Genomic DNA, 25,725 nt, shown 5'->3' on the forward strand with positions numbered 1-25,725 from the left:
TATGAAGAAAATTTGGATTGTTCTGCTTACAGTTATACTAGTTTTTGTATATATCCCACAGAACATAAAGGCAGCTAATTCGCAAAGTAAAACAGTGTCAATACCTTCAGAAATTCTTAGTGGGTCTGCAAATGCTCAAAAATCTTATTACTTAGATCTTCCAAGTGGAGTATCCAATTTGGCAATTGATGTCTCTTCTCTTAAATATAATGGCACTAATCAAAAAATTGCTCTTACAATAGAGAATGGGAAAATAAAGGTTACTTTAAAGGGCGTTGAAGCAAAACAACGAATAGATAATGTACTCGGGTATAATGCCTGGTTTAACAACCTTTTTGTAACAACTCCAGGCAATTCTATTTGGCGATATTCAGACGGAGTAAGATGGCAGATAAATGAATGGGACCCATACATTAATGGTCAAAAACATTACGATAAAAATGGACAAGGTAATGGTACACCTAGAAATGATCCCCCTGATATGACGGTGGTAACTCAATCGGCAGTATCACGTTCGGGAATTAAATGGTACGACCAAAACGTGAACTCGGTAATAGATTCATCTCAAATCATAGAGTCAACCGTCAAATTAGTTGTACCTAAAGATTGGCTTCCATCAACATATGTTAATCATAATGTTGTAAATGGGAATCAATTTATTATTTACTATAAAACTGACGCTGCTTTAAAAAATTATGGTCCTGAACAATTAAGTTCAAATTTTGATCCAAGTGGTCATGCACTAGGTAGACGTTATAAAACAAATTTAAGCTACTACTTTACAGGTTCGGCTAATGTAACATCTTACAAATACAGCGGCAATGTCTCCTTCGACTATACCCTCCCTACAGAACCAACACTTACCGGTACGGTAACTCTAAATAAACCTAATCCCAATCCAACAAAATTGGGAGATAAAGACGAACCCGTTCAAATTTCGTTAATGGGGCAGCTGCAAGGCTACAATGATGCTTCAAACATTGATGAGTGGGTGTTCTATGCTAAAGAGAAAGACAGAAATAATACACTCAAAACGAAAAAGGAATCTGCAAAGACATTTAACGTAAACACTTTATTTGACTTTGAGATCAAAAAGTCGAGTGTAACGGGCGAACATTTTAGTCAGGAATATGCTTTAACCGTTCTCGTCCGCTTTAAAAAGCCAATCGTCACAAAGAATGGAACCATCACCTCTCTGGAACAGCCTCTACAGATTTCAGCAGGTGTTTATAAAAACAATCCTCAAGTTACTTTTCCTCCCAATCCAACTATTCCAACAGAACCTGAAGGAAAGCCACCTATTGCGAGAATATCAACAGCTAGATACATAAAAGCAGGGTCTGATATGCTCGTTAGTGGGAATGCCTCCTATGATCCGGATGGATATATCACTGATTATGCTTGGAGCACATCTGGAGCGCAGGGAGAAATCGGAAATGTCCCAAGGGGGTATGTATGGTATACCATAGAGCAAGTTGGAGAGACATTTCCTATAGCTCTCACAGTCGTTGACAATGATGGACAAATAGGTAGTACAAGTACAGAAGTTACCGTCATTGAGCCGAAACCAGCAGCAATTATAAATATAGAAGGAATACTTAAACAAAATCGTAAAACGACATTGTTCAATAGAAGCCAGAGTCCAACACGCTTTCCGTTAATACCATCGAAAACACGAGTTACCATCACTGCTGTATCTGGCGGTACGAATGCAGATATTAAATATAGTGGTACATTATCTGAACTTGAAAGCAAAGACATCTTATTTAAAAAACCTGGAAAATATAAGGCTACGATTTATGTGGAAAATACGCTTGGGTATTCTGATAGTGATGAGATTACTTTTGATATTGTGCCAGATGAAGCGCCGTACAACTATTTTACTCTGCCTGGAGTGGTATATCGAAGTCCTGATTACGGTAATAAAGCGGTGGTTTCATTGGATGATATCTCCTATTCGCCTGATAAAGATGTAGTGGGTCGGAGACTATGGGAGTATCGCTATGATTCTAATAATGACGGGAGTTTTAGCGGAGAAGCATGGGTGATCTTCAGTAATGAGAACAAAGATCGCTTAAATTTAGAGCTGAGCGAGGTAGGGAAATATGAAGTCCGACTTACTGTGTTTGAAGAGTTTGGTCAACCAACCATTGATGAGTTTGTGACAGAAGCTGATCGGAAATCTACAAATTCAGATGGACAAAAGTTAAGCTCACGGATTGTAGAAGTGAAAAATCGAGCGCCAGAAGTTGATTGGTCCTGGTAGGAGAGGTGCTTAAATGAAAAAGACAAAAGAAATACTTTCGCTAGTAATTATAATCGCTATCCTATTCGGAGTTTTTCCTAGTCAGGGAGTGTATCTTCAGACAGCAGAGGCTGCGACGGGTGATCCAAATTTCATCACGTATAAAGATATAAATATACCTGCTGATGGTGATTTTTATGACGCTGGTTGGAACTATGGTACTATGCGTGGGACAATAAATAACCAAAAGCTAACGAATATTAAATATAATCGTACCACTAAGCAACTAACATTTGATATTAGTTCAGATGCAACATTGACTGTAGGAGTAAACTTGTATCGTTCAAACAGTGCTCTAGATAGACGTGTTGTTCGAGCGGATCTCTGTGTGGCGGCAATACCAGAGGGGGCACCATTAGATTTACCAGTCTACCAATATAATTGTCCGAGCCACTGGTCAAATCCAAATACCAATTGGACCCCATTGTATAGGAGCTTTTTTGATGGACCGTTTGACGAGAATACATTCGATCATACATTTAATCTTGTGACAGATGTTCCTTACTACAACTATATAGGGAATTTAAGTTACGGTGAACTTCCAAAAGGATTAGTTATTAATTACAGTTTTGGTGCAGGTCAACAGGACCCATTTGGTGGATATAGTCCAGATAAAGGATATGGAGGGCCGTATATTGGTTGGAGTTTTCAAAGGGTATTTCCTTTGATACCTAATAGTCCACCTACCATTTCGTTAAATACACCTAATAATCAAGTCCTGCAGAACGAGCCTGGACGAAACATACTTAACATCGAGGGATATGTTCACGATCCAGATAATGATGATCTTATCGTAAGTGCTGAGATACCAAATGTATTTTATAGGAAGACGGTAGTATCCCAGACGAAAGGGTATCAGTATTTCTCTATCCCTGTAGACGCTGTGGCTGATTCGATCCCGCCGGGCGATTATACGATGACTGTAAAAGTAGCGGATCCTTCAAATATGTCAGAATCCGCGAGTATGACCTTTAAAGTTACAAACCGACTGAAGCGAAACGCTTTTGTTCTCGTTAATAGTCCTATAGAGAATAGCGGCACCACCTACGAAGATTATGAGTGGGATGCTAAGTACGCTGATCGAGTGAGATATGATCATGATCCGAATTACTTTGATAACTCAATGGGGATTATAGGGGATTCGGGACTATGGAGGACGAGCCTTTACACTTCATTTCCGTATACCGGACAATATGTAGTGAGTTATCAAGCTAAGGATATACCGAAACAGGATGCTCGCTTTGCTGAATATCAGATGTGGAGTAAAGATGCCGCATCTACGATGAGCTTTAAAGTCCATCGCAAGCCAATAGCGCTTTTTTCAGCAAGGCTTATCAACGGAAATGTTCAATTAACAGATACGTCCTACGATTTAGATCATATTACAAGTTCTGATAAAGGGATTATGCAGTGGCAATGGCAATATAAAAAGAGTGTAGATGAGATGTGGATCGACGGGCAGCCGCCTGGGGGAGTTTTTGAAAAGGACAGTTACGATATACGTTTAAGAGTCCGTGATGTGGATGGAGATAATGGAGTCGGTGTATGGAGCGATTGGTGTCAACGTACTGTGGGGAATGCTGCTGTTAATCTACCACCTGTTGCATTATTTACCGTTAATCCGAATACCGTTTCTTATCGTAAATCTACGACCATTACAGACAAATCTTTCGATCCAGATAATGATCCATTGGATGTATATTACTGGACTGTAATCAAAGACGGATGGAATAAAGTATGGGAACATTGGGGTGGAGCAACAACACCTCCGAATATCGCTTCATTTGGAGAAGGCAATTATCAAATTAATCTTCAAGTACATGATAATCGTGGATTGTGGTCGGATTGGTACAGTCAAAATGTACAGGTAGTTAATCATCCACCGGCTGCAGCATTTACAATGCCTAACGAAATATACCGCGACACGATCATCACAATGGATAACTTAACACCAGATCCGGATGAAGATGGAGATGTTTTATCTTACGCCTGGAATGCAAAATTAAATGATTCTCCTTACTACTGGGCAGGAAACAACCGTTATCAATCAATGACCATTCGTGATCTTATAAATCGTAACGGTATCTCACATAAAAAGGCCATTTCTGATGGTTGGGAAATGCAGCTCACAGCCTCTGATGGAAGGTTAAGCTCTTATGTGACGCGTACATTTATGGTTAAGAATCATGTTCCTGTCGCTAAGATTAACGGACCTTCATCCGTAAATCAGTATGATACGAAACAATTTACATCAGGAGATATCGATGAGGATACATCAGATCAAGGCTCGTTAGAATACTACTGGAAAGTAACGAACAGTAATGGTGAAGTGAAATCATATCTTACTCGCGATATTACGCTTACCTTCTCAGATCCAGGGGTATATACGCTAGAACATTGGGCAATCGATCAAATAGGAGATAAGTCGAATATCGCTGGATTGCAAGTCCAAGTGAAAGAGAATTTGGCACCTACTATGACTTTAACTAGCCCTTCAGGTACAGCAACAAACCCATCTGTGATTGACTCGGAACAAGGCGATCCATTAATTAAATGGACTTACGCAGATCCAGAAAATGATCCACAGGAGAAATATAGATTAGAGTTTTTTACGAAGGATGATCTATTAGTTTCCACTGTAGAAAATCCAGATCCTACTGGCCTACTCAGACAATATCAAATCCCAAATAATACATTTGAACGGTTTGAATACTTTACAGTGAAAGGTCGGGCGTACTCCAAATTCTCATGGTCAGATGTATCAAATGAAAAAACATTCATCATCGATAATGCACCTAAGCCGGGATTCACTCTGATCACAGATACTGGTAAAGATGCGACTAAGGTACCGATCTACCGGACGGACGTTCTGAACATTAAGAGTACCGCCTCTGATCCGGACGAACCAAAAGGAGATACAATAAGCCACAAGTATTTCTTAAAACCATCAAGTGGAACAGAAGCCCTAGCAAGCATTCAAAAGGACTTTACGAAGCAGTTTAGTAGTAATGGTGTATTCACCTTTAGACAGCTTGTAACGGATTCTCTGGGGCTGTACCGTGAAATATCCCATAGTATAACAGTTGTGAATAGAATTCCAACAGTTAATATTACGTATCCAACCAGTACGGACTCGTCAAAACCGACAATCGCAAGTACACTTACCCCGATCATTAAATGGGATTATCAAGATGAGGACAAAGATCTGCAGCAACGTTATAAGGTGCGAATTATTAACTTGGCCACCGGTGCAATCAAGGTACAATCTGGTGAACAAGTTTCAAGCGCTAAGCAATGGCAGATTCCAGTCAGTTCACTGATTGAGAATGAAAAATATGCCGTTGAAGTGGAAGTTTTTGATGGTTATAACTGGAGCAATGTCTCTCCACGTAAATACTTCATGGTGAATTTACTGAGTATTAAAGGAGGCGTTAAGCACACCGAAGGGTGGAACAACAACCGTAAAGGCTACAATCTGAAAAAGAGTGGCAATGAGGAGAGTCCAAGAGGCTACAACGTATTCTGGGCAGGAGAACGTTTTGTTCTGCAAGGTACAGCAACAGGTCTCCCGGATACTGTGCAAGTAACCATGAACGGAGGGTTCATTACGCAGCTCAGCCCAACTAACGACGATAAAACCTTCTGGACAGGTGAAATGTATGATAGCTCTTTTGAAAAGCTACCAGATGGCCCTGTTACTTTTACCTTTACGGCTCAGAATGCGTATAACACCAAAACGGATACAGTTACCGTTGTTATATCAACGGATTGGTCGGAGTATTTCCAGAGTCATCGAATTAAGTAGAGTAGGAGCCTATATCACCCTATCTTTTTTGCGTGACTTCACAGGATCATGTTAATGTTGAAGCATTGTATCAAACATTGATAGGGGTAGGGGACATGATTCGAGAGTTAACACCAGCGGAAATGAAATCAATCTTGAGTTCGATTAATAGGGAACAGCACTTTTTATACTATTCATACCTTACAGCTCGTAAGCATAATACGGTACACTATGGACAGTTTACAGAGCAGGGGGAGCTGCTCGGCGTATTGGCTTTTTTTAGAGGGCTTTCGTTCTATGCGTTTTCCGTATTCCCTGTGGAGAAGTCATTCTGTCTCTGGTCCGTGCTTGCATTTATGAAAGATCAATTGAGTTTACCTGACAATGCTGTCGGTAATGTAATCGTGAATGAAGAAGTTATGGCTGTACTCGCTTCACAGCTTGAACTTGTTAAGTCACCAAAAAAACTGCTTCTAATGAAGCATATCCATCAAGAAGCGTTACCACCGGTGGATACAAGCGTTTTACAATTGGGTCCCCCTTATTTTGAACTCATTGAGTCGAAAATGGCCGATTTAGATACAATGGCGTTCTCAAAAGAAGAATTACAGTATCCGTTCTATGGTGTGATGGAACAACATGAGCTGATTGCGGTAGGTGGATACCATATTTATAGCGAAGATTACGTTGAATTGGGGAACATCGGAACGGATGTAAGATGGAGAAGGCAAGGCTACGGGAAAAAGATCTGTGCCGAGCTCACCCGAGCGGGGGGAAGGGTTACATCTAACGTATATTTGAATGTCCTTGAGGAAAATGTAGGCGCAATTTCTCTATATCAATCCATCGGCTTTGAGCTTATGTGCAAACAGTACATGGTCCAATTTGTTATTTGATGGTTAATGAAAAAGGACTAAGCGGATTTAAATCCGCTTAGTCCTTTTTCACAAGCATAGAACCTTTTATACGACCCCTTCAGTCCGGTCTTCATTCATTCGCATCATTCGTGCGGCAACCGAAGTAGTATGTAATGGTAAAGAGGATGGGCGCGCAGAGGCTCTCTGTGCTCTACGTAAATAATAGGATAGCTTGCCAGTAAAAATCTTATGTGCACAGAGTGAAAGCGCGAAATCTTCCGGTGTAACGAAGCAGGAAGGCTTATTCACAGGCTGAACTGCAGTTTCTTCAAATAAAGAGGCAACGAAATGGGAACAAAAATAAGCATTTTCTCTATCGATTTTAATATTCAGAAGCACACCAATTAATCCTAAAAGATGGTATTTATAACGCTCCTGATTTTGCATCATCCCTTGGACGTGATTGTACATCGTATCGTATTCCTCAGCGCTAACACGCAACTGATAGATGGAACAATTAGCACTGCTATAAAAAGGGTCGATAAAGTTCTCCTGGATTAGTCCTGCCACAAATGGATTGTGCATTTTTTTTCTTCCGAAGCTGTATACCTCCCGCAGTTCACAGTCAAAGGCGATCGAAGCATGATTCAGATCGGCTTTTGTAAACCACTTAATAAAACCACTAAAGGCCGTACCTGTACCGGTAAGCACAATAAAGATGTCCTTATTCGAACTCATGTTCAAAGTTCCTTTCCACTAGGAAATGTTGGGTAATGAATGAAAATTATGCTTAACTAACTCCATCTTACTGTATATTTGAGCATTGTAAAACAATCTTTAGTCGCAATTAAAAACTAGACCATAGACTAGTGCAATTCTGGCTTGTCTCATAGTTCTTGTGTGTATATAAATACGTCGATATTGCAAAAGATAAGCTGTTCAAATAAAGAGTTTTTAAAAACAATTGGAATTGCTTCCACACTAATGATACAATAAGAGTCAAAATGACATTCTTGAGATTTCAGAGGAGGAACTATTAAATGAGTGAACAAGAACAAGTGATTCAAAAGGAAGAAAACTCAACTGTAGATAACCTGTCCATTACAACGATTCGTACTTTGGCGATTGACGCCATTGAAAAAGCAAACTCCGGCCACCCAGGTATGCCAATGGGTTCTGCACCAATGGGCTACCAATTGTTTGCAAAAACAATGAAACACAACCCTGATCATCCAACATGGGTAAACCGTGACCGTTTTGTATTGTCCGCAGGACATGGTTCTATGCTTCTGTACAGCTTGTTGCACCTTAGTGGTTATGATCTTCCTATGGAAGAATTGAAAAATTTCCGTCAATGGGGCAGCTTGACTCCGGGTCACCCAGAAGTAGGTCACACCGCTGGTGTCGATGCAACAACAGGTCCACTTGGACAAGGTATTGGTATGGCTGTTGGTATGGCTATGGCTGAAGCTCAATTGGGAGCTACCTACAACAAAGATGAACATAAAGTGGTTGACCACTATACTTACGCTATTTGTGGTGATGGTGACCTGATGGAAGGGATCTCTTCCGAGTCCGCTTCACTCGCTGGTCATTTGAAACTGGGCAAATTGGTTGTATTGTATGATTCAAATGATATTTCCCTTGATGGTAAATTGAACCTTTCCTTCTCCGAGAACGTGGCTCAACGTTTTGATGCTTATGGTTGGCAAGTACTTCGCGTTGAAGACGGAAATGATCTTCCGGCTATTGCCAAAGCGATTGCTGAAGCTCAAGCTGAGACTAGCAAACCGACTTTGATCGAAGTGAAAACTGTAATTGGTTATGGTAGCCCTAACAAACAAGGTAAAGGCGGCCATGGCGGTACTCACGGTTCCCCACTTGGAGCAGAAGAAGCTAAGCTTACCAAAGATTTCTACAAATGGGTATACGAAGAAGATTTCTATGTACCTGACGAAGTGCGTGCTCATTTTGCAGAAGTGAAGAAAAACGGAATCGCAGCTAACAAAGCTTGGGATGACAAATTCGCAGCTTACAAAAAAGCATATCCAGAGCTTGCTGCACAGTTCGAAACAGTAATCAACGGCGATCTTCCAGAAGGCTGGGATGCTAACCTCCCAACTTACACTACTGAAGATAAGGCAGTATCGACTCGTGTAGCTTCCGGTAGTGCGCTTAACGGTCTGACTGCTGGCGTTCCTCAGCTTGTGGGTGGTTCCGCTGACTTGGAAAGTTCCACTATGACACATTTGAATGGTTTGACATCGTTCACACCAGAATCTTATGATGGCCGCAACATCTACTTCGGCGTACGTGAGTTTGGTATGGCTGCTGCAATGAACGGTATTGCACTGCACACGGGTCTTAAAGTATTCGGAGGAACATTCTTCGTGTTCACAGACTACCTGCGTCCAGCCATCCGTTTGGCTTCGATCATGAAATTGCCAGTAACCTATGTACTGACACATGACAGTATTGCAGTTGGTGAAGATGGTCCTACGCATGAACCAATCGAACAATTGGCTTCCCTGCGTATCATCCCAGGTCTGACTGTTATTCGTCCGGCTGATGCTAACGAAACTTCTGCAGCATGGGCTTATGCTATGGAAAACAAAGAGAATCCAGTTGCTTTGGTTCTGACTCGTCAAAACTTGCCAATTCTTGCTGGAACAGTTGATGGCGTTCGTGAAAACATCAAACGTGGTGGTTATGTTGTTTCTGATTCCAAGAATGGCACTCCACAAGCACAACTGATCGCTACTGGTTCTGAGGTACAATTGGCTGTTAAAGCACAAGCTGCTTTGGCTGAAGAAGGTATCGATGTTCGTGTAATAAGCTTGCCAAGCTGGGATCTGTTCGAAAAACAAGATAAAGAATACCGTGATTCCGTAATTCTTCCAGGAGTTAAGGCTCGTCTTGCAATCGAAATGGCACAAACCTTTGGCTGGGAACGTTACACTGGTGACCAAGGCGATATCCTCGGCATCACTACTTTCGGAGCTTCCGCACCTGGAGACAGAGTAATGAAAGAATACGGCTTTACTGTTGAGAATGTAGTTAGCCGTGTGAAAGCACTTCTGTAATTAACTGAATAATCATTAGGGGGAGAACAAGTAATGAGTCAGTTTAACAACGCAACGATTGAAAAAGCAGCCAATGTATATTATGGCGGACAAGTAACAAGCCGTACGGTAATTTTGCAGGATGGAACTAAGGTCACACTTGGTATCATGTTGCCTGGTGTATATGAATTTGGTACGGATGGTCCTGAAATTATGGAGATTCTGTCCGGCGATCTTAAAGTGCTGCTTCCCGGCACTGAGGTATGGCAGGAGATTAAGGGAGCGGCAACGTTCAATGTCCCTGGCAACTCAAAATTTGCGTTGGAAGTATTTGAAGTAACTGATTATTGCTGTTCTTACCCGGTTCTATAAAGACATAACTAAAGGAAGCTCTGCTGAAAAGCAGGGCTTCCTTTTTTTCTTGCACTACAAAGAATAATTTAGTATTATTATTTAGAACAAGTGTTCGTATTTTTAGATTGAAAATTCGTTAAAAAAGACCGCCTCTCACATTGGAAATCATGTGGAAACGGTCATGAGTAAGTGAAATGTTATTCTGATACAGTAGAACCCATTTTTTGTCCGATCCACTCTTCATAGCATTTCACTACAGCGGAGAGGTCTTCGTCGCCATAGCCTTGGGTAAACCCAGCTTGGAACATACTTTTGGCTAGTCCCAGCATTGGAGAAGGGACGCCTGTGAAATCGCTGTGGGCGGAGGCTAACTTCAAATCCTTTAACATTAATGCAAGGGAGAACTGATTGCTGAAATCATTTTCTATGATTTTACGGCCTTTAAGCTCTGCTTGTTTGCTACCCGCAGAACCAAGCTGCACTAGTTCAAGGAACTTGTCAGCTGGAACACCTGATTTTACAGCGATAGCGAATCCTTCAGCCAGGGCAACGTTATGAATGCCGACCATAGCATTATGAGCCAGCTTGGCTACAGCACCACTGCCGTTCTCACCCATATGTATCAGCTTTTTGCCCAAAGTATCGAATATATCGCGATGCTGTTCTATAACTTCAGCACTGCCGCCAACCATGAACACCAAGGTTCCTTCAATAGCTGCCGGCTTGCTTCCGGTCACTGGCGCGTCAAGGAAATGTCCACCTCGAGCTTCTACAGCAGTGGCAATTTCGTGAACTAGTCCTGGAGAAATTGTGCTGGAATCAATAATTAAGCCGCCTGGCTTAAGTGCATCAAGAATACCATCCTGACCATAAAACACTTCACGAACCGAATCATCATTACTGATCATGGTAATAATAACATCCTTACCTTCAGCGGCGGCACGTGGCGTAAGGGCAGTCTGGGCACCCTCTGCTTCAAGAGGTTTACATTTAGCTGCTGTACGGTTATACACCGTCACCTGAAAGCCGCCACGAAGCAAGTTGGAAGCCATTGGCGCTCCCATTGTTCCAAGTCCGATAAAACCGATTTGTTTCATTTGTATAGCCACCTTCCGTTTTCTTCATTCTATCATGGCACTTAGGCTAGCACCACAGCTCAGCCATGCCTAATGATGCGGGAAACGCTTCCATGAAACTTTCGAAAACTTGGTTCTAAAGCCCGGGATGTGCCCTAAGACCTTGCCAGTCAAGGCAAATTAAAGTATCCTAATTATAAAGTTGTAACAAGCGGTTTCAAATTTAAAGAGATAAACAGGAGGTTTCCATTACCGATGTCTAAGAAGATTAATTTTGACTACACCAAAGCCCTTACTTTCTTCAACCAACAAGAAATTGACAACCTTGCCGCTCCAGTTAAGTTAGCGCACGAACAGTTGCATAATAAGACTGGTGTAGGTTCCGACTATCTTGGATGGATTGATCTTCCATCAGCTTATGATAAGGAAGAATTCGCACGCATTCAGCAAGCCGCAAAGAAGATCCAGAGCGATTCCGAAGTACTGATTGTAATTGGTATTGGTGGTTCTTATCTGGGAGCACGCGCAGCGATTGAAGCGCTCTCGCATTCTTTTTACAATAACCTTTCTAAAGATAAGCGCAAAACTCCAGAAGTTTATTTCGCTGGTAATAACATCAGTTCTACATACATCACGCATTTGCTTGATTTAGTAGAAGGCAAAGACTTCTCCGTGAACGTAATCTCCAAATCAGGAACTACGACTGAGCCAGCCATTGCTTTCCGCATTTTCCGCGCAGCTCTGGAGAAGAAATATGGTAAAGAAGAAGCTCGCAAACGTATTTACGCTACTACAGACAAGGAAAAAGGTGCCCTTAAGAAATTGGCTACTGAAGAAGGTTATGAATCCTTCATCATTCCAGACGATGTAGGTGGACGTTACTCCGTATTGACACCTGTAGGCTTGCTTCCAATCGCTGTAGCAGGTATTAACATTGAAGAGATGATGCAAGGTGCTGCTGCCGCTGCGGATGAGTTCAATAATCCAGATGTAGCTACTAACCAAGCTTATCAATATGCTGCAGTTCGTAATGCTCTGTATCGCAAAGGTAAGACAACTGAAATCCTCGTGAACTATGAGCCTTCCTTACACTTTGTATCGGAGTGGTGGAAACAATTGTTTGGCGAGAGTGAAGGTAAGGATTTCAAAGGAATTTATCCTTCTTCCGTTGATTTCTCTACGGATCTACACTCCATGGGTCAATTTATCCAAGAAGGTAACCGTAATATCTTTGAAACGGTAATCCAAGTAGAACAAGTGGCTCATCATGTGACCATTGAGAACGATCCTGATGATCTGGATGGCTTGAACTTCTTAACAGGAAAGACTATGGATTTCGTAAATAAGAAGGCTTTCCAAGGTACAATGCTTGCGCATACAGATGGTCAAGTACCTAACCTTATCGTTACTATTCCTGATCAAACACCATACACATTTGGTTATTTGGTTTACTTCTTTGAAAAAGCTTGCGGCATCAGCGGTTACCTGCTCGGTGTTAACCCATTCGACCAACCAGGCGTTGAAGCATACAAGAAAAACATGTTTGCGCTGCTTGGCAAACCGGGTTACGAAAAAGAAAAGGCAGAGCTGGAAGCAAGACTTACAGAATAGTATTGCAGCAGTAATTTAGAGACCATTCATACTAGTGTAAGTCACCAGGAGCAGTCCATAGGTAATCCAATACCGGGGCTGCTCCTGACATTATATGAAGACATCATATGTATATAAGGACTGGAATAATTATGTTAGAACAATATCGAACGGTGCGATCTTCCGGTTCTAAGGAAGTCGTAATCCGCAAATCTCGCTTCATTGGTCATGTTATGCCAGTTGAGAATGAAGAAGAAGCATTGTTGTTTATCGAAGACATCAAGAAGAAACATCGGGACGCAACGCATAACTGTTCTGCTTATGTGATTGGGGAGCGAGACGAAATCCAGAGGCAATCGGACGACGGGGAGCCGAGTGGAACAGCCGGCAAACCGATTTTGGAAGTAATTCGCAACCAGGGAGTTAAAAATGTCGCAATTGTTGTTACCCGTTATTTCGGAGGCATTATGCTGGGTGCCGGAGGGCTGATTAGAGCTTATACGGATGGGGCAGTGCTTGCGCTTGAAGCAGGAGAAGTAATCACCCGTGTGCTAAGACGAGAGGTATTCGTAGAAATTGATTACACTTGGCTAGGCAAGGTTGAGAACGAACTTCGGGGAAGAGGTATTCAGACCGGCGAGACTTTGTTCACCGATAAAGTAACGTTGTTATGTTTACCGCGAAATGATGAGGGAGACGCATTTATGGCATGGATAACAGATCTAACCCAAGGGCAAGCCTTGGTAACAGAAGGGCGGCGGATTTACTACAGCGAAGGGGATTAGGTATATGGCAAGGAGAGCAGTGGAGCAGGAGTTGTCGAGGGAAAGAATATTAGAGGCCGCTAGGCATCTGTTTATTACCAAAGGGTATCGAGCGATTTCAATGCGAAGCATCGGTCAGCATTTGGGATACAGCCACGGCTCTCTCTATTATCATTTCAAAGAAAAGGCGGAATTGTTCTACGCCATTGTTGTCGAAGATTTTAATCATGTGGCTACTTTGCTTGGTCAAGTAATGAATAAGCCACCTGAAGAGGGTATGACTCGAGTAGAGCAGCTAATTATGGAGTTTATAAGGTTTGGAATAGATCATCCTTATCAGTATGAAATTATGTTTATGATTCGTGATGAAGAGCTGCTGGCTTATTGTAGAGCAGAGCAGGGACGATGTTTTGATTTATTCTCAAGTATTGTACGCCGTCATATGAAGGAAGAGGGATATGTGTCCGAGGATTGGCAGAACGTGCCGCTAACCTTGTTCTTATCCGCTCACGGATTTATATCTTATTATATCCAAGATAAAGTATCATTTGAGGATGTAAAAGAGGCAGCATCAGCTCATATCAAGGTCTTATGTCGCAGCCTTTAACATGCTGTTTTTTTTATAAGTTGACACTTTAAAGCTGTGCATTGGTATAACACTACTTCTCTGCTTGGTCAAAGTAATATTTAATTCTAGTTATATTTTAATGGCCGCTCCGTAGCAATAACGGAAGCGGCCATTCATCGTTTATCCCTCAATAATTTTTAAGAAACATTGTCTACGTCTAGGTCCATCAAACTCACAAAAATAAATACCCTGCCAACGTCCGAGCAATAGTTCGCCATCATGGATGATTATGCTCTGGGAAGGTCCGGATGTAATAGACTTAAGGTGGGAGGCAGTATTGCCTTCAGCATGTCGATACTTCGGATGCTCCCAAGGGTAGACTTCATCCAAACGCATTAGAACATCATGCCTCACATCAGGATCTGCATTCTCATTGATTGCAATTCCTGCGGTGGTATGTGGACAATAAACTACGATCACCCCGCTACGCACCCCGCTTTTTTTCACAAAAGAAATGACTTCACGAGTAATATCCCGTAATTCATCCCGTTTCGTTGTAGTAATCTCCAGTGAATGCAGCATAATCATTCCCCTTCCTGTGATGTGCCACTTTTTCCTAACCTTTGTTATATATATTTTACCCCAAATTCACTTGAAAGTAATTGACGACAACGAGAAGGATTTGGTAAAGTAGTAATAATATAAAACCAAGTATATAAATAGGAATAATTAATGGAGATGTTGGTTAGTATACCGACCGGTTATCCGGAGGTGGGAGGGCAAAATCATTGAATTCGCTGCTTAGACACAAAGGTTGGACTTGGGGTTTCCGAACTACAATTTTGCTCTATTTTGTAGTATTGATTGTGTTGCCTATACTTGGGGTCTATTACAACTCTTTTTCACTGGGTTTCGGTAATTTTGTGGAAAGCATAAGCGACCCGATTGCCTGGAAGTCGGTGCTGTTAACCTTAAAGCTGGCGATCATCGCTACTTTAATTAATGTCTTTTTAGGAACAATGATTGCCTGGGTTCTTATTCGTTATCAATTCATTGGTAAAGCATTGCTTAATAGTCTTGTGGATTTACCATTTGCACTGCCGACGGCAGTTGGTGGTTTGATGATTTTGCTCTTGCTCGGACCTGGTAGTCTTATCGGCAAGGCTGCAGAAGCGCTTGGTTTTGAAATTGTTTTTCATCAACCGGCAATCGTAATTGCTATGGTCTTCGTAACCTTTCCCTTCGTGATTCGAGCGGTTCAGCCCTTGCTGGAGGAACTTGATCCTTCCGAAGAGGAAGCGGCATATACAATGGGTGCCAAGGGAACTAAAGTCTTCTGGCATGTTATTCTCCCCTCTATGGCTCCTGGGATGATCAGCGGTGGAATGCTCGCCTTCTCGCGGGCGCTTGCTGAATTCGGCGCTGTAGTCCTCGTAGCAGGCAATATTCCAGGTCGTACACTCGTATCTTCTGTTTTTATTTTTGGTGAAGTTGAAAGTGATAATCCGGTTTCCGCAGCAGCGGTTTCTGTCATTCTCTTGACCTTATCTTTTCTCATTCTTTGGCTCATTAATATGCTGCAGATGCGGGGGAGACGCTCATGAGAAAATTGTGGATCGTACTCACCTACTTGGTGTTTTTTCTGCTAATCGCTGCACCGCTAGGGAAAATGGCTATAGGTGCTTTTAGTGAAGGATTTGGTGGTTTCTGGAATGCTCTGACTAGGCCTGAAGCGCTGCATGCGCTTATGATGACTGGGCTTGTTGTGATCGTAGTTACGTTATTAAATACGTTGTTCGGAATTATGATGGCGCTGTATCTTGTCCGGGCGAACTGGATAAATAGACGTCTAAAGGGCTTGCTTAACAGTATTGTTGATTTGCCTTATGCTGTGTCCCCTGTCATTGGCGGGCTGATGATTGTCCTGCTGCTGGGTCCGGATAGCGCCTTGGGTGCGATTTTTGAAGGGATTGGGCTGAAGATCGTCTATGCGATTCCCGGAATGATCATTGCTACCTTGTTCGTAACCTTTCCTTTAATGGTGCGTGAGGTAATGCCGGTGCTTCAGGAGATTGGTTCACAGCAGGAGGAAGCTGCTTCTACACTGGGCGCTCGTGGCTGGACAATTTTTTGGAAGGTGACTTGGCCTTCGATTCGTTGGGCGGTTGTGTATGGGGTCATCCTTACGGTGGCTCGTTCACTAGGTGAGTTCGGGGCGGTGCTCGTGGTCTCGGGTAACATTATGAACAAAACCCAGACGGCGACGACGCTAGTCTATCAGGATGTTGAGAATTTTAATGTAACGGCTGCTGGAGGAATAGCGCTAGTTCTGGCTGCATTTTCCGCAGGTCTACTGTTATTGATGGAATGGACCAAGAGAAGAAAGGAAGTGCAGTAATATGCATGTGGAAGTGCGGGGATTAAATAAGCATTTTGGAGATTTTCATGCGGTCAAGGACGTCAATTTCACCATTACAAAAGGTCATCTGATCGGACTGCTCGGCCCGAGTGGTGGCGGTAAAACTTCGATTCTTCGTATGCTCGCAGGGCTGGAGACACCGGATAATGGCGAGATCATTTTTCATGGTCAGACAGTTAACAATCTTCCTCCTCAAGAGCGCGGGATCGGCTTTGTCTTTCAGAACTATGCATTATTTAAGCATATGACTGTTTTTGATAATATTGCATTTGGATTAAAAGTTAAAAAAGCCAGCAAAACCGCCATTCGTGATCGTGTTATGGAACTGGTAGAGCTTACGGGGTTAAAAGGCTTCGAGAAGCGTTATCCGCATCAGCTATCTGGTGGACAACGCCAGCGTGTGGCCTTTGCTCGTGCACTCGCGCCTGAACCACAGCTATTACTCTTAGATGAGCCTTTCGCAGCTATTGATGCGAAGATCCGTCAGGAGCTGCGCGCTTGGCTACGTGAGCTGATTGAGCGTGTTGGCATCACTTCCATCTTCGTAACGCATGACCAAGACGAAGCGATTGAAGTCGCGGACGAGATTATGATCATCAACCAAGGGCAGTTGGAACAAAAGGGTACGCCTTGGGATATTTATAAGGAGCCTAAAACACCATTTGTGGCAACTTTCATCGGGGAGTCGACACTGATTGAAGATGCTTCTGAGGTGAAAGGCTTTAAAGGCGCTGGAGATGGTAAGCCTACCAAAGCACTTATTCGTCCGGAGTATATTGAAGTTGGTAACCTGCATGAGTTCAAGATGGCTTCAGCTACGGAAAAAGGCGTCGTAAAGCATCTGCATTTCCGTGGAAGTGAATGGCTCGTTGAGGTTGAAGTTAATGGTCATAAACTGGTCACTTACCGTTCTTTGGAGAAAGAAACATTGCAGCCGGGACAGGATATCTCAGTTCTTGTGCACCGCGCTTACCTGTTTAATGATGAGCGAAGCTGGATCCAGGAGAACAACCTGAAAGAAGATCCGATGCCGATATTTATTTAATATAAAAATAAATAAAATGATTTTCAATTTTTTTGAAGAGTAGCGAATGTGATGAGCTAGGATTAGAGGAACTGATGTGAAGGTATGGAGTAATGGAGTGGAAGTTTGGAACTGTAGGAGCAGTAGCGACCGCCTTTATGCTCTAATTTCAACCGTAATACGGTTCCAATCAAGAAATTAGAGCATAACAGCGGCCGAAAGTCCAAACATTCCGCGTATTACGGCAAATACCGAACGTTGGTTACTTGAATTTTTAGTTCAGCCATAGAGCTACTTTCAAAGAGTCTTTAAAATCATTATCTCGAAGGATGTGGGCCGCAATGAATTTCAAAAGGAGCAGACAACTGCACGGATGTTTTGCTGCCCTAATGCTGGCCATACTCACGCTGGCGGCAGTCGGTTGCGGGAATGAGAAGGCGATTACGACGATGGCAGATCCTTCGAAGCAAGGGGATGTTACGCTAGTCGTTGGCGCATACAGTGTGGCTAAGGATGCGATGGAAGATATTTTGCCGTTATTTGCAGCGCAGTGGAAAGCGGATAGTGGACAGGAGATTAGTTTTCAACAGTCCTATGAAGCTTCCGGAACACAGGCACGTGCAATCGTAGGCGGGTTCGAAGCGGATGTTACACTGCTAGCCATGGAAGGTGATGTCGAGAAGCTGGTTAAGGCTGGACTCGTAGCGCCAACGTGGAAAGAGCAGGGTGAACAAGGCATGGTGACACGTTCGGTAGTCGCACTTGGTACCCGTGAGGGAAACCCCAAAGGAATTCACGATTTTGCGGACTTAGCCAAGCCAGGGATTAAAGTGTTATACCCAAATCCCAAAACATCCGGTGGTGCGCAGTGGGATATTAACGCGATCTATGGGGCTGGTCTGAAGCTGTCAGAGGAGCAAGAGGGCATTAAGGATCCAGCAGCAGCGAAAGCTTTTTTAGAAAGTGTACATGCCAATGTGGAGTCTTTGGATAAGAGCGGACGTGCATCTATGGCAGCCTTCGAGTATGGAGTGGGTGATGTCATTGTCACCTATGAGAATGAACTGCTGGCCCGGATAGCTCAGGGTGTTAAATATGAAGTCATTATTCCTAAAAATACAATGCTGATTGAGAACCCAGCGGCTGTCGTAGAGAAGTATGCGGATAAGCATGGGACACGCGCGGCAGCAGAAGCATTAGTTGATTTCTTGATGACCCCACAGGCACAAGAGATCTTTGCAAAATATGGCTTTCGTCCCGTAGATAAACAGGTCTATGCGGAGAACAAAAGCCGCTACCCCGATCCAGCGGGTCTCTTCGATATCAATTATTTAGGGGGCTGGGATGAGGTGCGAAGCACGCTTTATTCCAAGCGGGGGATTTGGTATCAGGTACTTGCCGGAATATAGGTAGAGGTGTAAAAATAGAGTCATCCTAGCAGGGCTACTGCTTAAGGGATGACTTTTTTGACGAAAATATATAATTGGGGCCCCCGCAAAAAGTACCTGGGTACGCATCGAAGCAAAGCTTCACTTTGTGGGGATATTTTGGTGAGCATCTTTAAGATAGACATATGGTAATTTAAGACTTCCTTGATGGGAACTGAAGGAGAGATAGATTATGGATACGTTGGTGTTTTTGGGTACTGGGGATGCCATGGGTGTTCCTCGGGTATATTGCAGCTGCGAGACCTGCACAGAAGCAAGGGAGCATGGAAGCAATACAAGGCTGCGTTCCTCTGTACTTATAGATAATAGCAGTGACTTTCTAGTGATTGATTGTGGGCCAGATTGGCGACGTCAGATGGAGGCGCAGGGAGTTCGGAATATGCGAAGACTGCTGGTGACGCATGCTCATTTTGATCATATTGGTGGGCTACCTGAATGGGCAGATGCTTGTCGATGGACAGGCATTAAGGGTGAACTTTATACTCCAGCAGAAGTCATTCCTATTATCGAACGGCAATACCCTTGGCTGCGAAATCACATCGAGATGATTCCCTGTGATGAAGGGATAGAACTGGACGGCTGGAAGATAGATACCTGGAAAGTAAACCATGGTAAGAATGGATATTCGTACGCCTTTCGGCTAGAGAAGGAAGATTATACATGGGTGTATTGTCCTGATTCCATATCTCTTGGGGCTGAGGAGACACGCCTGATGCATGGGGCGGACTTGCTGGTCCTTGGTACAAGCTTCTATTATGAAGCGGCGGAGCTATCCACTCGCTCTGTGTACGACATGACGGAGGCAGCGGAGCTACTGCAAATCGTGAAGCCTAAAAAGGCAGTGTATACCCATATGTCGCATGATGTAGATATGAGAGAAGCATATATTTTACCGGAGAATGTTACTCTAGCCCAGACAGGTATGAGAATTCCAATATACAAAAACCCATTCTCTTCACTTTAGAAGAGAATGGGCAAGTAGAAATAAACGGATTAAACAGTTAATTGTTCTGGTTCATTTAAAGGGTGACGTCCGCTTACCGCAAGCATGACTAAGGAAACAATGATGAGTATAAAACAGAGCACAAATGAATACCGGTAACCTACAATACTGGCTAAGCCCCCGCCAACAAGACTCCCAATCAGTCTACCGATCGTGGATGAATTAGAGTAAAGAGTGGATGCATACCCAGGCATGTTTGGGAGCAGATCCTGGATGTAGCTAATGCCAATTGCTGATATCACAGCAACGAAAACGGCGAGTAGAACTTGGGCTGCAAGTATCTGCCACATCTCGCCTGAGAAAATGACAACGAGATAATATGCTCCTCCTAAAATGGCCCCGCACATCATCAATGCTCGGTTACTGTACTTCGCACTGAGTAGACCGAGCATAATCATAAATGGAATTTCCAGCGCAGCACATATACTGCTGACTAGACCGACATCACTTGTCGATCCCCCTAGATTGTTTGTAATAAAGAGTGCCGTATTGATGCTGCTCGTCCAGTGAGCTACATACATGAGTATCAGAATCAGAAAAGGAAGCAGAATATTGCGGTTCTGACTGAGCCGGAAAGTTTTCACTTTTACTTCAGCTTTGTTGCTGCTCAGCTCTGTATCTGTATTTGATTTGAGAAAGAAGAAAACGAGTAAGGCAACAAGCAGGAATACTCCGATCGTACCCGTGAAAATCCCCTTAAACCCAACAGCAGCGATTAGCAGGGTGCCGATTAAAGGACCTGTAATAAAGCCGAGAGAGAAAGCTGAACGCAAGGTAGAATTAGCAAACGCAGTATCCGTAAAATTGCTCTTATTCACTGCTTCTCTAGCAATGGCGAACAATTGAGGCATCCCTGGTGCACCGAGGGCGGTGAACACAATCATGTAGATGAACAAGATCGTGAAATCCTGAATGAGCAAGTACCCGCTATAAGCCAGCGCATTACAGAGTGTGGCAACAAAGTAAATGTTTTTTCGATTTAAGCCGAGGTCAGAGCGTCTCCCGATTAGTGTACTGATCCATATTCCGGCAATTAACGTGGTGGCTAGAAAAACACCAAACAATCCGACAGATACGCCAAGCTGTTCCGTGAAATAAATGGATAAGAAGGGTGAACTGAGTGAAATCCCCATTCCCTGAAGTAGCATACATAAAAAGAGTAAGGCATAAGAGGGAATTGAAAATAGTGCAGTAAGTCTTTTGATCATGTTGTGATGTTACTCCTCTATTTTTGTTAAGATAGTCAAACTGGTTCTAGTATACATGAAAAAGACAGCAACAATATATATGCGATTTGGCTAAGGGGCATCACTCGGGCAAATCTCGGACAGTTGATGTTCCTTTTGTGATATCTATTGCATTCGGTATTCAGAATCATGTTTATCCTTTATAATCAGAAAGTATTGCCGTCTTATATTTACATATATAGAATAATTATCAACGACAGGAAGGGAGTAATAAGTAGCTAATAGGGGAGAGGGCTGATTTTTTTGAAGCAGAAAGGTGTTTTCTCAAGATTAAGTACATACATGTTAAGGCACAAGCTCTTATATACGATTTTATTGTTTACGACTTTATTTGGGATTGTTCTGGATTTAACGATTGCTTGGCTGCTCTCAGTAATTACGGATGCGGCGGTTAGACTTGATGTGAAAGCTTTTAAAGGGCTGGTTATATTCGGATTAATCTACTTATTAGTGAGTGCAATCAACGGTTTTTTCGATCGCTATCTCAAAAATAAAATCTCAGCCAAGATCAGAAATGAACTGCGGCTAGATATGATGCGACATGCTTTAGCTCTTCCTCAGTCTTATTTTGACCGTAATCACTCCGGAGATTTGTTGTCCCGCTTTACTAATGATAATCAATCTGTGGGTAATGCTACCGGCGAGGTAATGATTGATTTAATCCGTAACCCTTTGCTTGCTCTCGCGGCTTTTGGTTATTTGCTCTATATTAACTGGCTACTGGCATTGATCTGTTTTGCAATGGGTCCTTTGATGTTCCTTACGGGAAAAATCTTCGGTTCAGCGATGCGTGAGAACAGTGTGAAGATTCAGACTAATATGAGCAAGATTACTTCCTTTTTACATGACATTCTAGGCAGTAGTATGGTGTTTAAATCCTTTAGCATTGAACGCAGACTAATGAAGCAATATCAGGAACATAGTGAGAATATCACTTCCGAAGAATTAAAACGGGGAAGAATAGAGGGAGCTACTGGCTCATTCTCCTCTTTTTTGGGAAACTTTACGTTTCTTCTGGCGCTGGTCGTGGCTGGTTATTTTGTGGCAAAAGGATCACTTGAGGTCGGTGCGATGATTGCTTTCATCCAGCTCATGAATTATTTAGTGATGCCGTTCTCGGCATTGCCAGGACTGATCAATTCGATGCAGCAATCACTTGGGGCGGCGGGACGGATCTTTGAAGTGTTGGATAGCCCTGTAGAAGTGGAGGCTTTACCCGAAGCAGCTACGAAACAGCCTGAATTTGAGCGTATGGTCATGTCCTCGGTATCCTTCTCTTATCCGGGAGCGGAGAGACGTAGTTTGAACAAAATCAGCTTAGAGCTTCACAAAGGGGCTCAAATGGCAATTGTGGGACCGAGCGGTGGAGGGAAATCTACACTTTTTAAGGTACTCCTTGGGTTATATGAACCTGATGAGGGTGAAGTGTTTATAAATAATGAGAAGACAAGCGAGATGAGTTTAGCCAAACTTAGGAGTCACTTCTCTTATGTGCCGCAAGAGTCTGGGCTTTATACAGGAAGTATCCGTGATAACATCCGAAATGGAAATCCAGATGCAGATGAGCATGAAATTCTGGAAGCTTTGCGACAAGCGAACGCTTATGATTTTGTAATGGACTTACCGGAGGGCCTCGATACAGATATCGGTGAGGAAGGTTCACGCCTGTCCGGTGGACAACGCCAGCGACTATCGATTGCGAGAGCGATTCTTAGGAACTCTCCAATTTTGTTGCTGGATGAAGCTACTGCTGCGCTTGATAATGAATCGGAGAAGCTGGTGCAGCAAGCGATTCGTAAATTAATGGGAGACAAAACCACACTCGTTATCGCTCACCGTCTATCAACGATTCAGAACGCTGATGTCATTATAGTGATGGAGAACAGTGAAATTGTGGAGAGTGGTACCCACGAGGAGCTACTTGCAGCAGAAGGAAGATATCATGGCTTGTACTATTCTCAGCTGGAAGAGGAAGAGGCTGGGGAGGGTGAGCAAGAGCAAGAGGCATTAGAGTTTGCATCTACAGGAATACCGAGCTTGCTGAAATAACAAAAGGGTGTTGCAACGTCATATATCATGACGTTACAGCACCCTTTTCTTAAGAAAGTGAATTTATATAGATTGAACTTAAGAACTTGAGGTAAAGGAAGGAGCAATGGAGGGGGGAATTTGGAACTGTAGGAGCGAAAGCGATCGCCTTTAGGTTTGAATTTCTACCATTGACAACGGTTTAAATCAGGAAATTCAAACCTAACAGCGACCGTAAGTCCAAATATTCACCGTAGTTGCAACTGAACTTTATCACTAAAACTATTAAGTTCAGCCGATTTAGTTCACTTTATTGAGAATGAATTTATCAATCGCGTATTTTACGCCATCTTCATTGTTGCTTAGGGTTACGAAATCAGCAATTTCTTTCAGCGCAGGAATAGCGTTCGCCATAGCAACGCCAAGACCGGCAGCTTCAAGCATCTCATGGTCGTTCCAAGAGTCACCCATAGCCATAGTCTCGGAGAGATCACAACCAAAATGATTGGCTAGGAATTCAAGCGCAATTCCCTTGGTTCCTTCATGATGCATGATTTCTAGGAATTGTGGTTTGGATTTGGTAATATGCACGGAATCGCCGAGCAATTCACGTAGAATTGGAGCCAGCTCATCCAAGAATGCAGGATCATCGATAATCAGCATTTTTGGTGTTTTTTGTGGAACAAGCTTCTCCCAATCTGGTTCAATATAATATGGCGTTTTGTTCAGGTCTGTATAATCTTTGATCTTCTGGTTGTCTTCACGGGCATACAGCTTGTCGTCAATGTAAGTTTGCAAATGCAGATTATGCTCCACGCAGTAAGTGAACAGCTTGTGTACCGCATCTTGTGGCACGTAACGCTCATATAGTACCTTTTCATCGAGCAAGTTCTTAACGAGTGCGCCTTGGTAAGTGATGATTGGCACGTTAAGTCCAGTTTGACGGGCAATGGCTTGCGCAGAAGCATAAGCTCGGCCTGTAGCAAGGGTTACAACAACGCCAGCAGCTACAGCCTCTTCAAGCGCAGTCTGTGTAGCGGGTGTTACTTCCTTGTCATCGTTAATTAGAGTGTCATCAATATCAATCGCGATCAATTTGTACATTTGTCTCTCTCCTTATCTCTTTCTAAATAAATGTAATTTGGAAAAATAATTCTTCTTATGTTGATTCTGACCCGGTTCCGGGCTCAGCTCTGCCATAAGCATAGCTCCCAGAATACAACCACAACCGAGCAGAGCGGACATACCAAGCGTTTCTCCGCCAAAGGCTAAGCCTGTCAGAACAGCGAATACAGGTTCTGTGGCATAAATAATGGCTACCCGGGAAGGCGTAGTGTATTTCTGGCAGGCGGTTTGAATCCAGAAAGCAAAAGCGCTGGTAGGACCAATAGAGATTAAAAGTGCCCAGAGAACGTCCGGGTCCTTGATAAGCTCTGCGCTGTGTGCCAGCGGTGCAGCTCCTTCAAAAATAAGCGAAGCGACAATGCTGAACAGTCCAACGAAGGCGAGCTGCAAGGTTGCCAGCGGCAACGCCGGATAATGAGGTGCATAAACGCCAGTATATGCGACTTGTAGCGCAAAAGCTATGGCGCAGAGCAAGATCAAAGCATCGCCTTTATTCAGGGACAAAGCAGAGCCGGTGAAGGTCAGCAGATAAAGACCTACTGCGGCAAGCGCCGCGCTGAACCAAGTGTAACGTGAAATGGCATGCTTTAGTAGCGCCAGAGAGAGAAACGGAACCAATACGACCGATAGACCGGTAATAAACCCGGTATTGGAGGTGGTTGTATATAGAAGTCCCATGGTCTGGAAGCCATAGCCCATAAACAAAAAAAGGCCTAGCAGCAGAGAATCACGTACCATGCGGAAACTTAGCTGTTTCCACTCCTTGCGGTAAAAAATAAAAGTGATTAGAGCCAGCAACAGGGCAGCACCTGTAAAGCGGATGCTGTTAAACGCGAGTGGAGGGAGCACTTTGACAGCATTTTGAACAATCAGAAAGGTGCATCCCCACATCATCGCCACAAGTAGCAGGCTGAAATCGGCCATACGGGAACGCTTCACTTCTTAGGTCATCCTCTCTTCGGCAAATGCCGTCCTTGTAAGAACGACAATGTCAAGTTGTCCAAATTGTATCGTATATTCATGGGGAGGACAAGATAGGAATCGCTCAAAGGCTTATATTTAAAGGGATTT

20 protein-coding genes are annotated in these 25,725 nt (G+C 43.2%); 14 read left to right on the forward strand and 6 right to left on the reverse strand.

What is annotated here, in order from left to right; genetic code table 11:
- Window position 1 precedes the first annotated feature (1 nt).
- From MKX35_RS28175 to MKX35_RS28185, 3 genes are all read left to right on the forward strand, one after another.
- On the forward strand, window positions 2-2,266 hold the full coding sequence (locus tag MKX35_RS28175; RefSeq protein ID WP_076298283.1) for a PKD domain-containing protein: 2,265 nt from the start codon (window positions 2-4) through the stop codon (window positions 2,264-2,266).
- 13 nt (window positions 2,267-2,279) lie between these two features.
- Window positions 2,280-6,110, forward strand: coding sequence for a hypothetical protein (locus tag MKX35_RS28180; protein ID WP_076298282.1), 3,831 nt, complete (start codon window positions 2,280-2,282; stop codon window positions 6,108-6,110).
- A 95-nt stretch (window positions 6,111-6,205) separates the two neighbouring features.
- On the forward strand, window positions 6,206-6,985 hold the full coding sequence (locus MKX35_RS28185; RefSeq protein WP_076298281.1) for a GNAT family N-acetyltransferase: 780 nt from the start codon (window positions 6,206-6,208) through the stop codon (window positions 6,983-6,985).
- A 66-nt stretch (window positions 6,986-7,051) separates the two neighbouring features.
- Here the strand turns inward: MKX35_RS28185 and MKX35_RS28190 are convergent, their stop codons facing one another.
- Window positions 7,052-7,684, reverse strand: coding sequence for a hypothetical protein (locus tag MKX35_RS28190; RefSeq protein WP_042124922.1), 633 nt, complete (start codon window positions 7,682-7,684; stop codon window positions 7,052-7,054).
- A gap of 302 nt (window positions 7,685-7,986) precedes the next feature.
- Here MKX35_RS28190 and tkt point away from each other — a divergent pair, with 302 nt between their 5' ends.
- A complete protein-coding gene (tkt, locus tag MKX35_RS28195) occupies window positions 7,987-10,029 on the forward strand; it encodes a transketolase (RefSeq protein ID WP_076298280.1) in 2,043 nt (680 codons plus the stop codon).
- A 33-nt stretch (window positions 10,030-10,062) separates the two neighbouring features.
- Window positions 10,063-10,380 carry a pyrimidine/purine nucleoside phosphorylase gene (gene ppnP / locus MKX35_RS28200; RefSeq protein ID WP_042185578.1) on the forward strand — a complete coding sequence of 106 codons (318 nt, stop codon included), beginning with the start codon at window positions 10,063-10,065 and terminating at the stop codon, window positions 10,378-10,380.
- A gap of 179 nt (window positions 10,381-10,559) precedes the next feature.
- Here ppnP and MKX35_RS28205 read toward each other — a convergent pair whose 3' ends face one another.
- Complete coding sequence (locus MKX35_RS28205) at window positions 10,560-11,459, reverse strand: NAD(P)-dependent oxidoreductase (RefSeq protein WP_076298279.1); 900 nt, start codon at window positions 11,457-11,459, stop codon at window positions 10,560-10,562.
- A gap of 234 nt (window positions 11,460-11,693) precedes the next feature.
- Here MKX35_RS28205 and MKX35_RS28210 point away from each other — a divergent pair, with 234 nt between their 5' ends.
- The 3 genes from MKX35_RS28210 to MKX35_RS28220 all read left to right on the forward strand — a co-directional run bounded on the left by MKX35_RS28210 (window position 11,694) and on the right by MKX35_RS28220 (window position 14,399).
- Window positions 11,694-13,049, forward strand: a complete 1,356-nt coding sequence (locus MKX35_RS28210) for a glucose-6-phosphate isomerase (RefSeq protein WP_076298278.1) — start codon at window positions 11,694-11,696, stop codon at window positions 13,047-13,049.
- Window positions 13,050-13,180: 131 nt separating this feature from the next.
- On the forward strand, window positions 13,181-13,813 hold the full coding sequence (locus tag MKX35_RS28215; protein ID WP_076284084.1) for a YigZ family protein: 633 nt from the start codon (window positions 13,181-13,183) through the stop codon (window positions 13,811-13,813).
- Between the two features lie 4 nt (window positions 13,814-13,817).
- A complete protein-coding gene (locus MKX35_RS28220; RefSeq protein WP_076284085.1) occupies window positions 13,818-14,399 on the forward strand; it encodes a TetR/AcrR family transcriptional regulator in 582 nt (193 codons plus the stop codon).
- A gap of 141 nt (window positions 14,400-14,540) precedes the next feature.
- Here the strand turns inward: MKX35_RS28220 and MKX35_RS28225 are convergent, their stop codons facing one another.
- Window positions 14,541-14,942 carry a secondary thiamine-phosphate synthase enzyme YjbQ gene (locus tag MKX35_RS28225; RefSeq protein WP_076298277.1) on the reverse strand — a complete coding sequence of 134 codons (402 nt, stop codon included), beginning with the start codon at window positions 14,940-14,942 and terminating at the stop codon, window positions 14,541-14,543.
- A gap of 206 nt (window positions 14,943-15,148) precedes the next feature.
- Between MKX35_RS28225 and cysT the strand changes: the two genes are divergently transcribed.
- The 5 genes from cysT to MKX35_RS28250 all read left to right on the forward strand — a co-directional run bounded on the left by cysT (window position 15,149) and on the right by MKX35_RS28250 (window position 20,215).
- Window positions 15,149-15,964 (forward strand): sulfate ABC transporter permease subunit CysT, encoded by an 816-nt coding sequence (cysT, locus tag MKX35_RS28230; protein ID WP_076284086.1) that lies wholly within the window; start codon window positions 15,149-15,151, stop codon window positions 15,962-15,964.
- Window positions 15,961-16,758, forward strand: coding sequence for a sulfate ABC transporter permease subunit (locus MKX35_RS28235; protein WP_076284087.1), 798 nt, complete (start codon window positions 15,961-15,963; stop codon window positions 16,756-16,758). The genes cysT and MKX35_RS28235 overlap by 4 nt, the downstream gene beginning before the upstream one ends.
- A 1-nt stretch (window position 16,759) precedes the next feature.
- A complete protein-coding gene (locus MKX35_RS28240) occupies window positions 16,760-17,824 on the forward strand; it encodes a sulfate/molybdate ABC transporter ATP-binding protein (protein ID WP_042124940.1) in 1,065 nt (354 codons plus the stop codon).
- Window positions 17,825-18,144: 320 nt separating this feature from the next.
- Entirely contained in the window at window positions 18,145-19,212 is a 1,068-nt protein-coding gene (locus MKX35_RS28245) for a sulfate ABC transporter substrate-binding protein (RefSeq protein WP_076298276.1), read from the forward strand.
- Between the two features lie 211 nt (window positions 19,213-19,423).
- Entirely contained in the window at window positions 19,424-20,215 is a 792-nt protein-coding gene (locus MKX35_RS28250) for an MBL fold metallo-hydrolase (RefSeq protein ID WP_076298275.1), read from the forward strand.
- A gap of 29 nt (window positions 20,216-20,244) precedes the next feature.
- Here MKX35_RS28250 and MKX35_RS28255 read toward each other — a convergent pair whose 3' ends face one another.
- Window positions 20,245-21,462, reverse strand: coding sequence for a sugar efflux transporter (locus MKX35_RS28255; RefSeq protein WP_076298274.1), 1,218 nt, complete (start codon window positions 21,460-21,462; stop codon window positions 20,245-20,247).
- 354 nt (window positions 21,463-21,816) lie between these two features.
- Between MKX35_RS28255 and MKX35_RS28260 the strand changes: the two genes are divergently transcribed.
- A complete protein-coding gene (locus MKX35_RS28260) occupies window positions 21,817-23,550 on the forward strand; it encodes an ABC transporter ATP-binding protein (RefSeq protein ID WP_341044504.1) in 1,734 nt (577 codons plus the stop codon).
- 279 nt (window positions 23,551-23,829) lie between these two features.
- Here the strand turns inward: MKX35_RS28260 and MKX35_RS28265 are convergent, their stop codons facing one another.
- Window positions 23,830-24,633, reverse strand: a complete 804-nt coding sequence (locus tag MKX35_RS28265) for a Cof-type HAD-IIB family hydrolase (RefSeq protein WP_042124947.1) — start codon at window positions 24,631-24,633, stop codon at window positions 23,830-23,832.
- Between the two features lie 12 nt (window positions 24,634-24,645).
- Window positions 24,646-25,593, reverse strand: a complete 948-nt coding sequence (locus MKX35_RS28270; protein ID WP_076284092.1) for a DMT family transporter — start codon at window positions 25,591-25,593, stop codon at window positions 24,646-24,648.
- Window positions 25,594-25,725: the final 132 nt, after the last annotated feature.

It is taken from the genome of Paenibacillus sp. FSL R5-0923 (assembly GCF_038009145.1).
Taxonomy (GTDB): Bacteria; Bacillota; Bacilli; order Paenibacillales; family Paenibacillaceae; genus Paenibacillus_AQ.

Bases quoted from the DNA above. Each gene is read 5' to 3' on its own strand.
- MKX35_RS28240 (WP_042124940.1), top strand. From the start codon at position 16,760: ATGCATGTGGAAGTGCGGGGATTAAATAAGCATTTTGGAGATTTTCAT.
- MKX35_RS28255 (WP_076298274.1), bottom strand. From the start codon at position 21,462: ATGATCAAAAGACTTACTGCACTATTTTCAATTCCCTCTTATGCCTTA.
- MKX35_RS28250 (WP_076298275.1), top strand. From the start codon at position 19,424: ATGGATACGTTGGTGTTTTTGGGTACTGGGGATGCCATGGGTGTTCCT.
- MKX35_RS28245 (WP_076298276.1), top strand. From the start codon at position 18,145: ATGAATTTCAAAAGGAGCAGACAACTGCACGGATGTTTTGCTGCCCTA.
- MKX35_RS28185 (WP_076298281.1), top strand. From the start codon at position 6,206: ATGATTCGAGAGTTAACACCAGCGGAAATGAAATCAATCTTGAGTTCG.
- MKX35_RS28265 (WP_042124947.1), bottom strand. From the start codon at position 24,633: ATGTACAAATTGATCGCGATTGATATTGATGACACTCTAATTAACGAT.
- MKX35_RS28220 (WP_076284085.1), top strand. From the start codon at position 13,818: ATGGCAAGGAGAGCAGTGGAGCAGGAGTTGTCGAGGGAAAGAATATTA.
- MKX35_RS28210 (WP_076298278.1), top strand. From the start codon at position 11,694: ATGTCTAAGAAGATTAATTTTGACTACACCAAAGCCCTTACTTTCTTC.
- MKX35_RS28180 (WP_076298282.1), top strand. From the start codon at position 2,280: ATGAAAAAGACAAAAGAAATACTTTCGCTAGTAATTATAATCGCTATC.
- tkt (WP_076298280.1), top strand. From the start codon at position 7,987: ATGAGTGAACAAGAACAAGTGATTCAAAAGGAAGAAAACTCAACTGTA.
- MKX35_RS28225 (WP_076298277.1), bottom strand. From the start codon at position 14,942: ATGCTGCATTCACTGGAGATTACTACAACGAAACGGGATGAATTACGG.
- MKX35_RS28215 (WP_076284084.1), top strand. From the start codon at position 13,181: ATGTTAGAACAATATCGAACGGTGCGATCTTCCGGTTCTAAGGAAGTC.
- MKX35_RS28175 (WP_076298283.1), top strand. From the start codon at position 2: ATGAAGAAAATTTGGATTGTTCTGCTTACAGTTATACTAGTTTTTGTA.
- ppnP (WP_042185578.1), top strand. From the start codon at position 10,063: ATGAGTCAGTTTAACAACGCAACGATTGAAAAAGCAGCCAATGTATAT.
- MKX35_RS28190 (WP_042124922.1), bottom strand. From the start codon at position 7,684: ATGAGTTCGAATAAGGACATCTTTATTGTGCTTACCGGTACAGGTACG.
- MKX35_RS28235 (WP_076284087.1), top strand. From the start codon at position 15,961: ATGAGAAAATTGTGGATCGTACTCACCTACTTGGTGTTTTTTCTGCTA.
- MKX35_RS28205 (WP_076298279.1), bottom strand. From the start codon at position 11,459: ATGAAACAAATCGGTTTTATCGGACTTGGAACAATGGGAGCGCCAATG.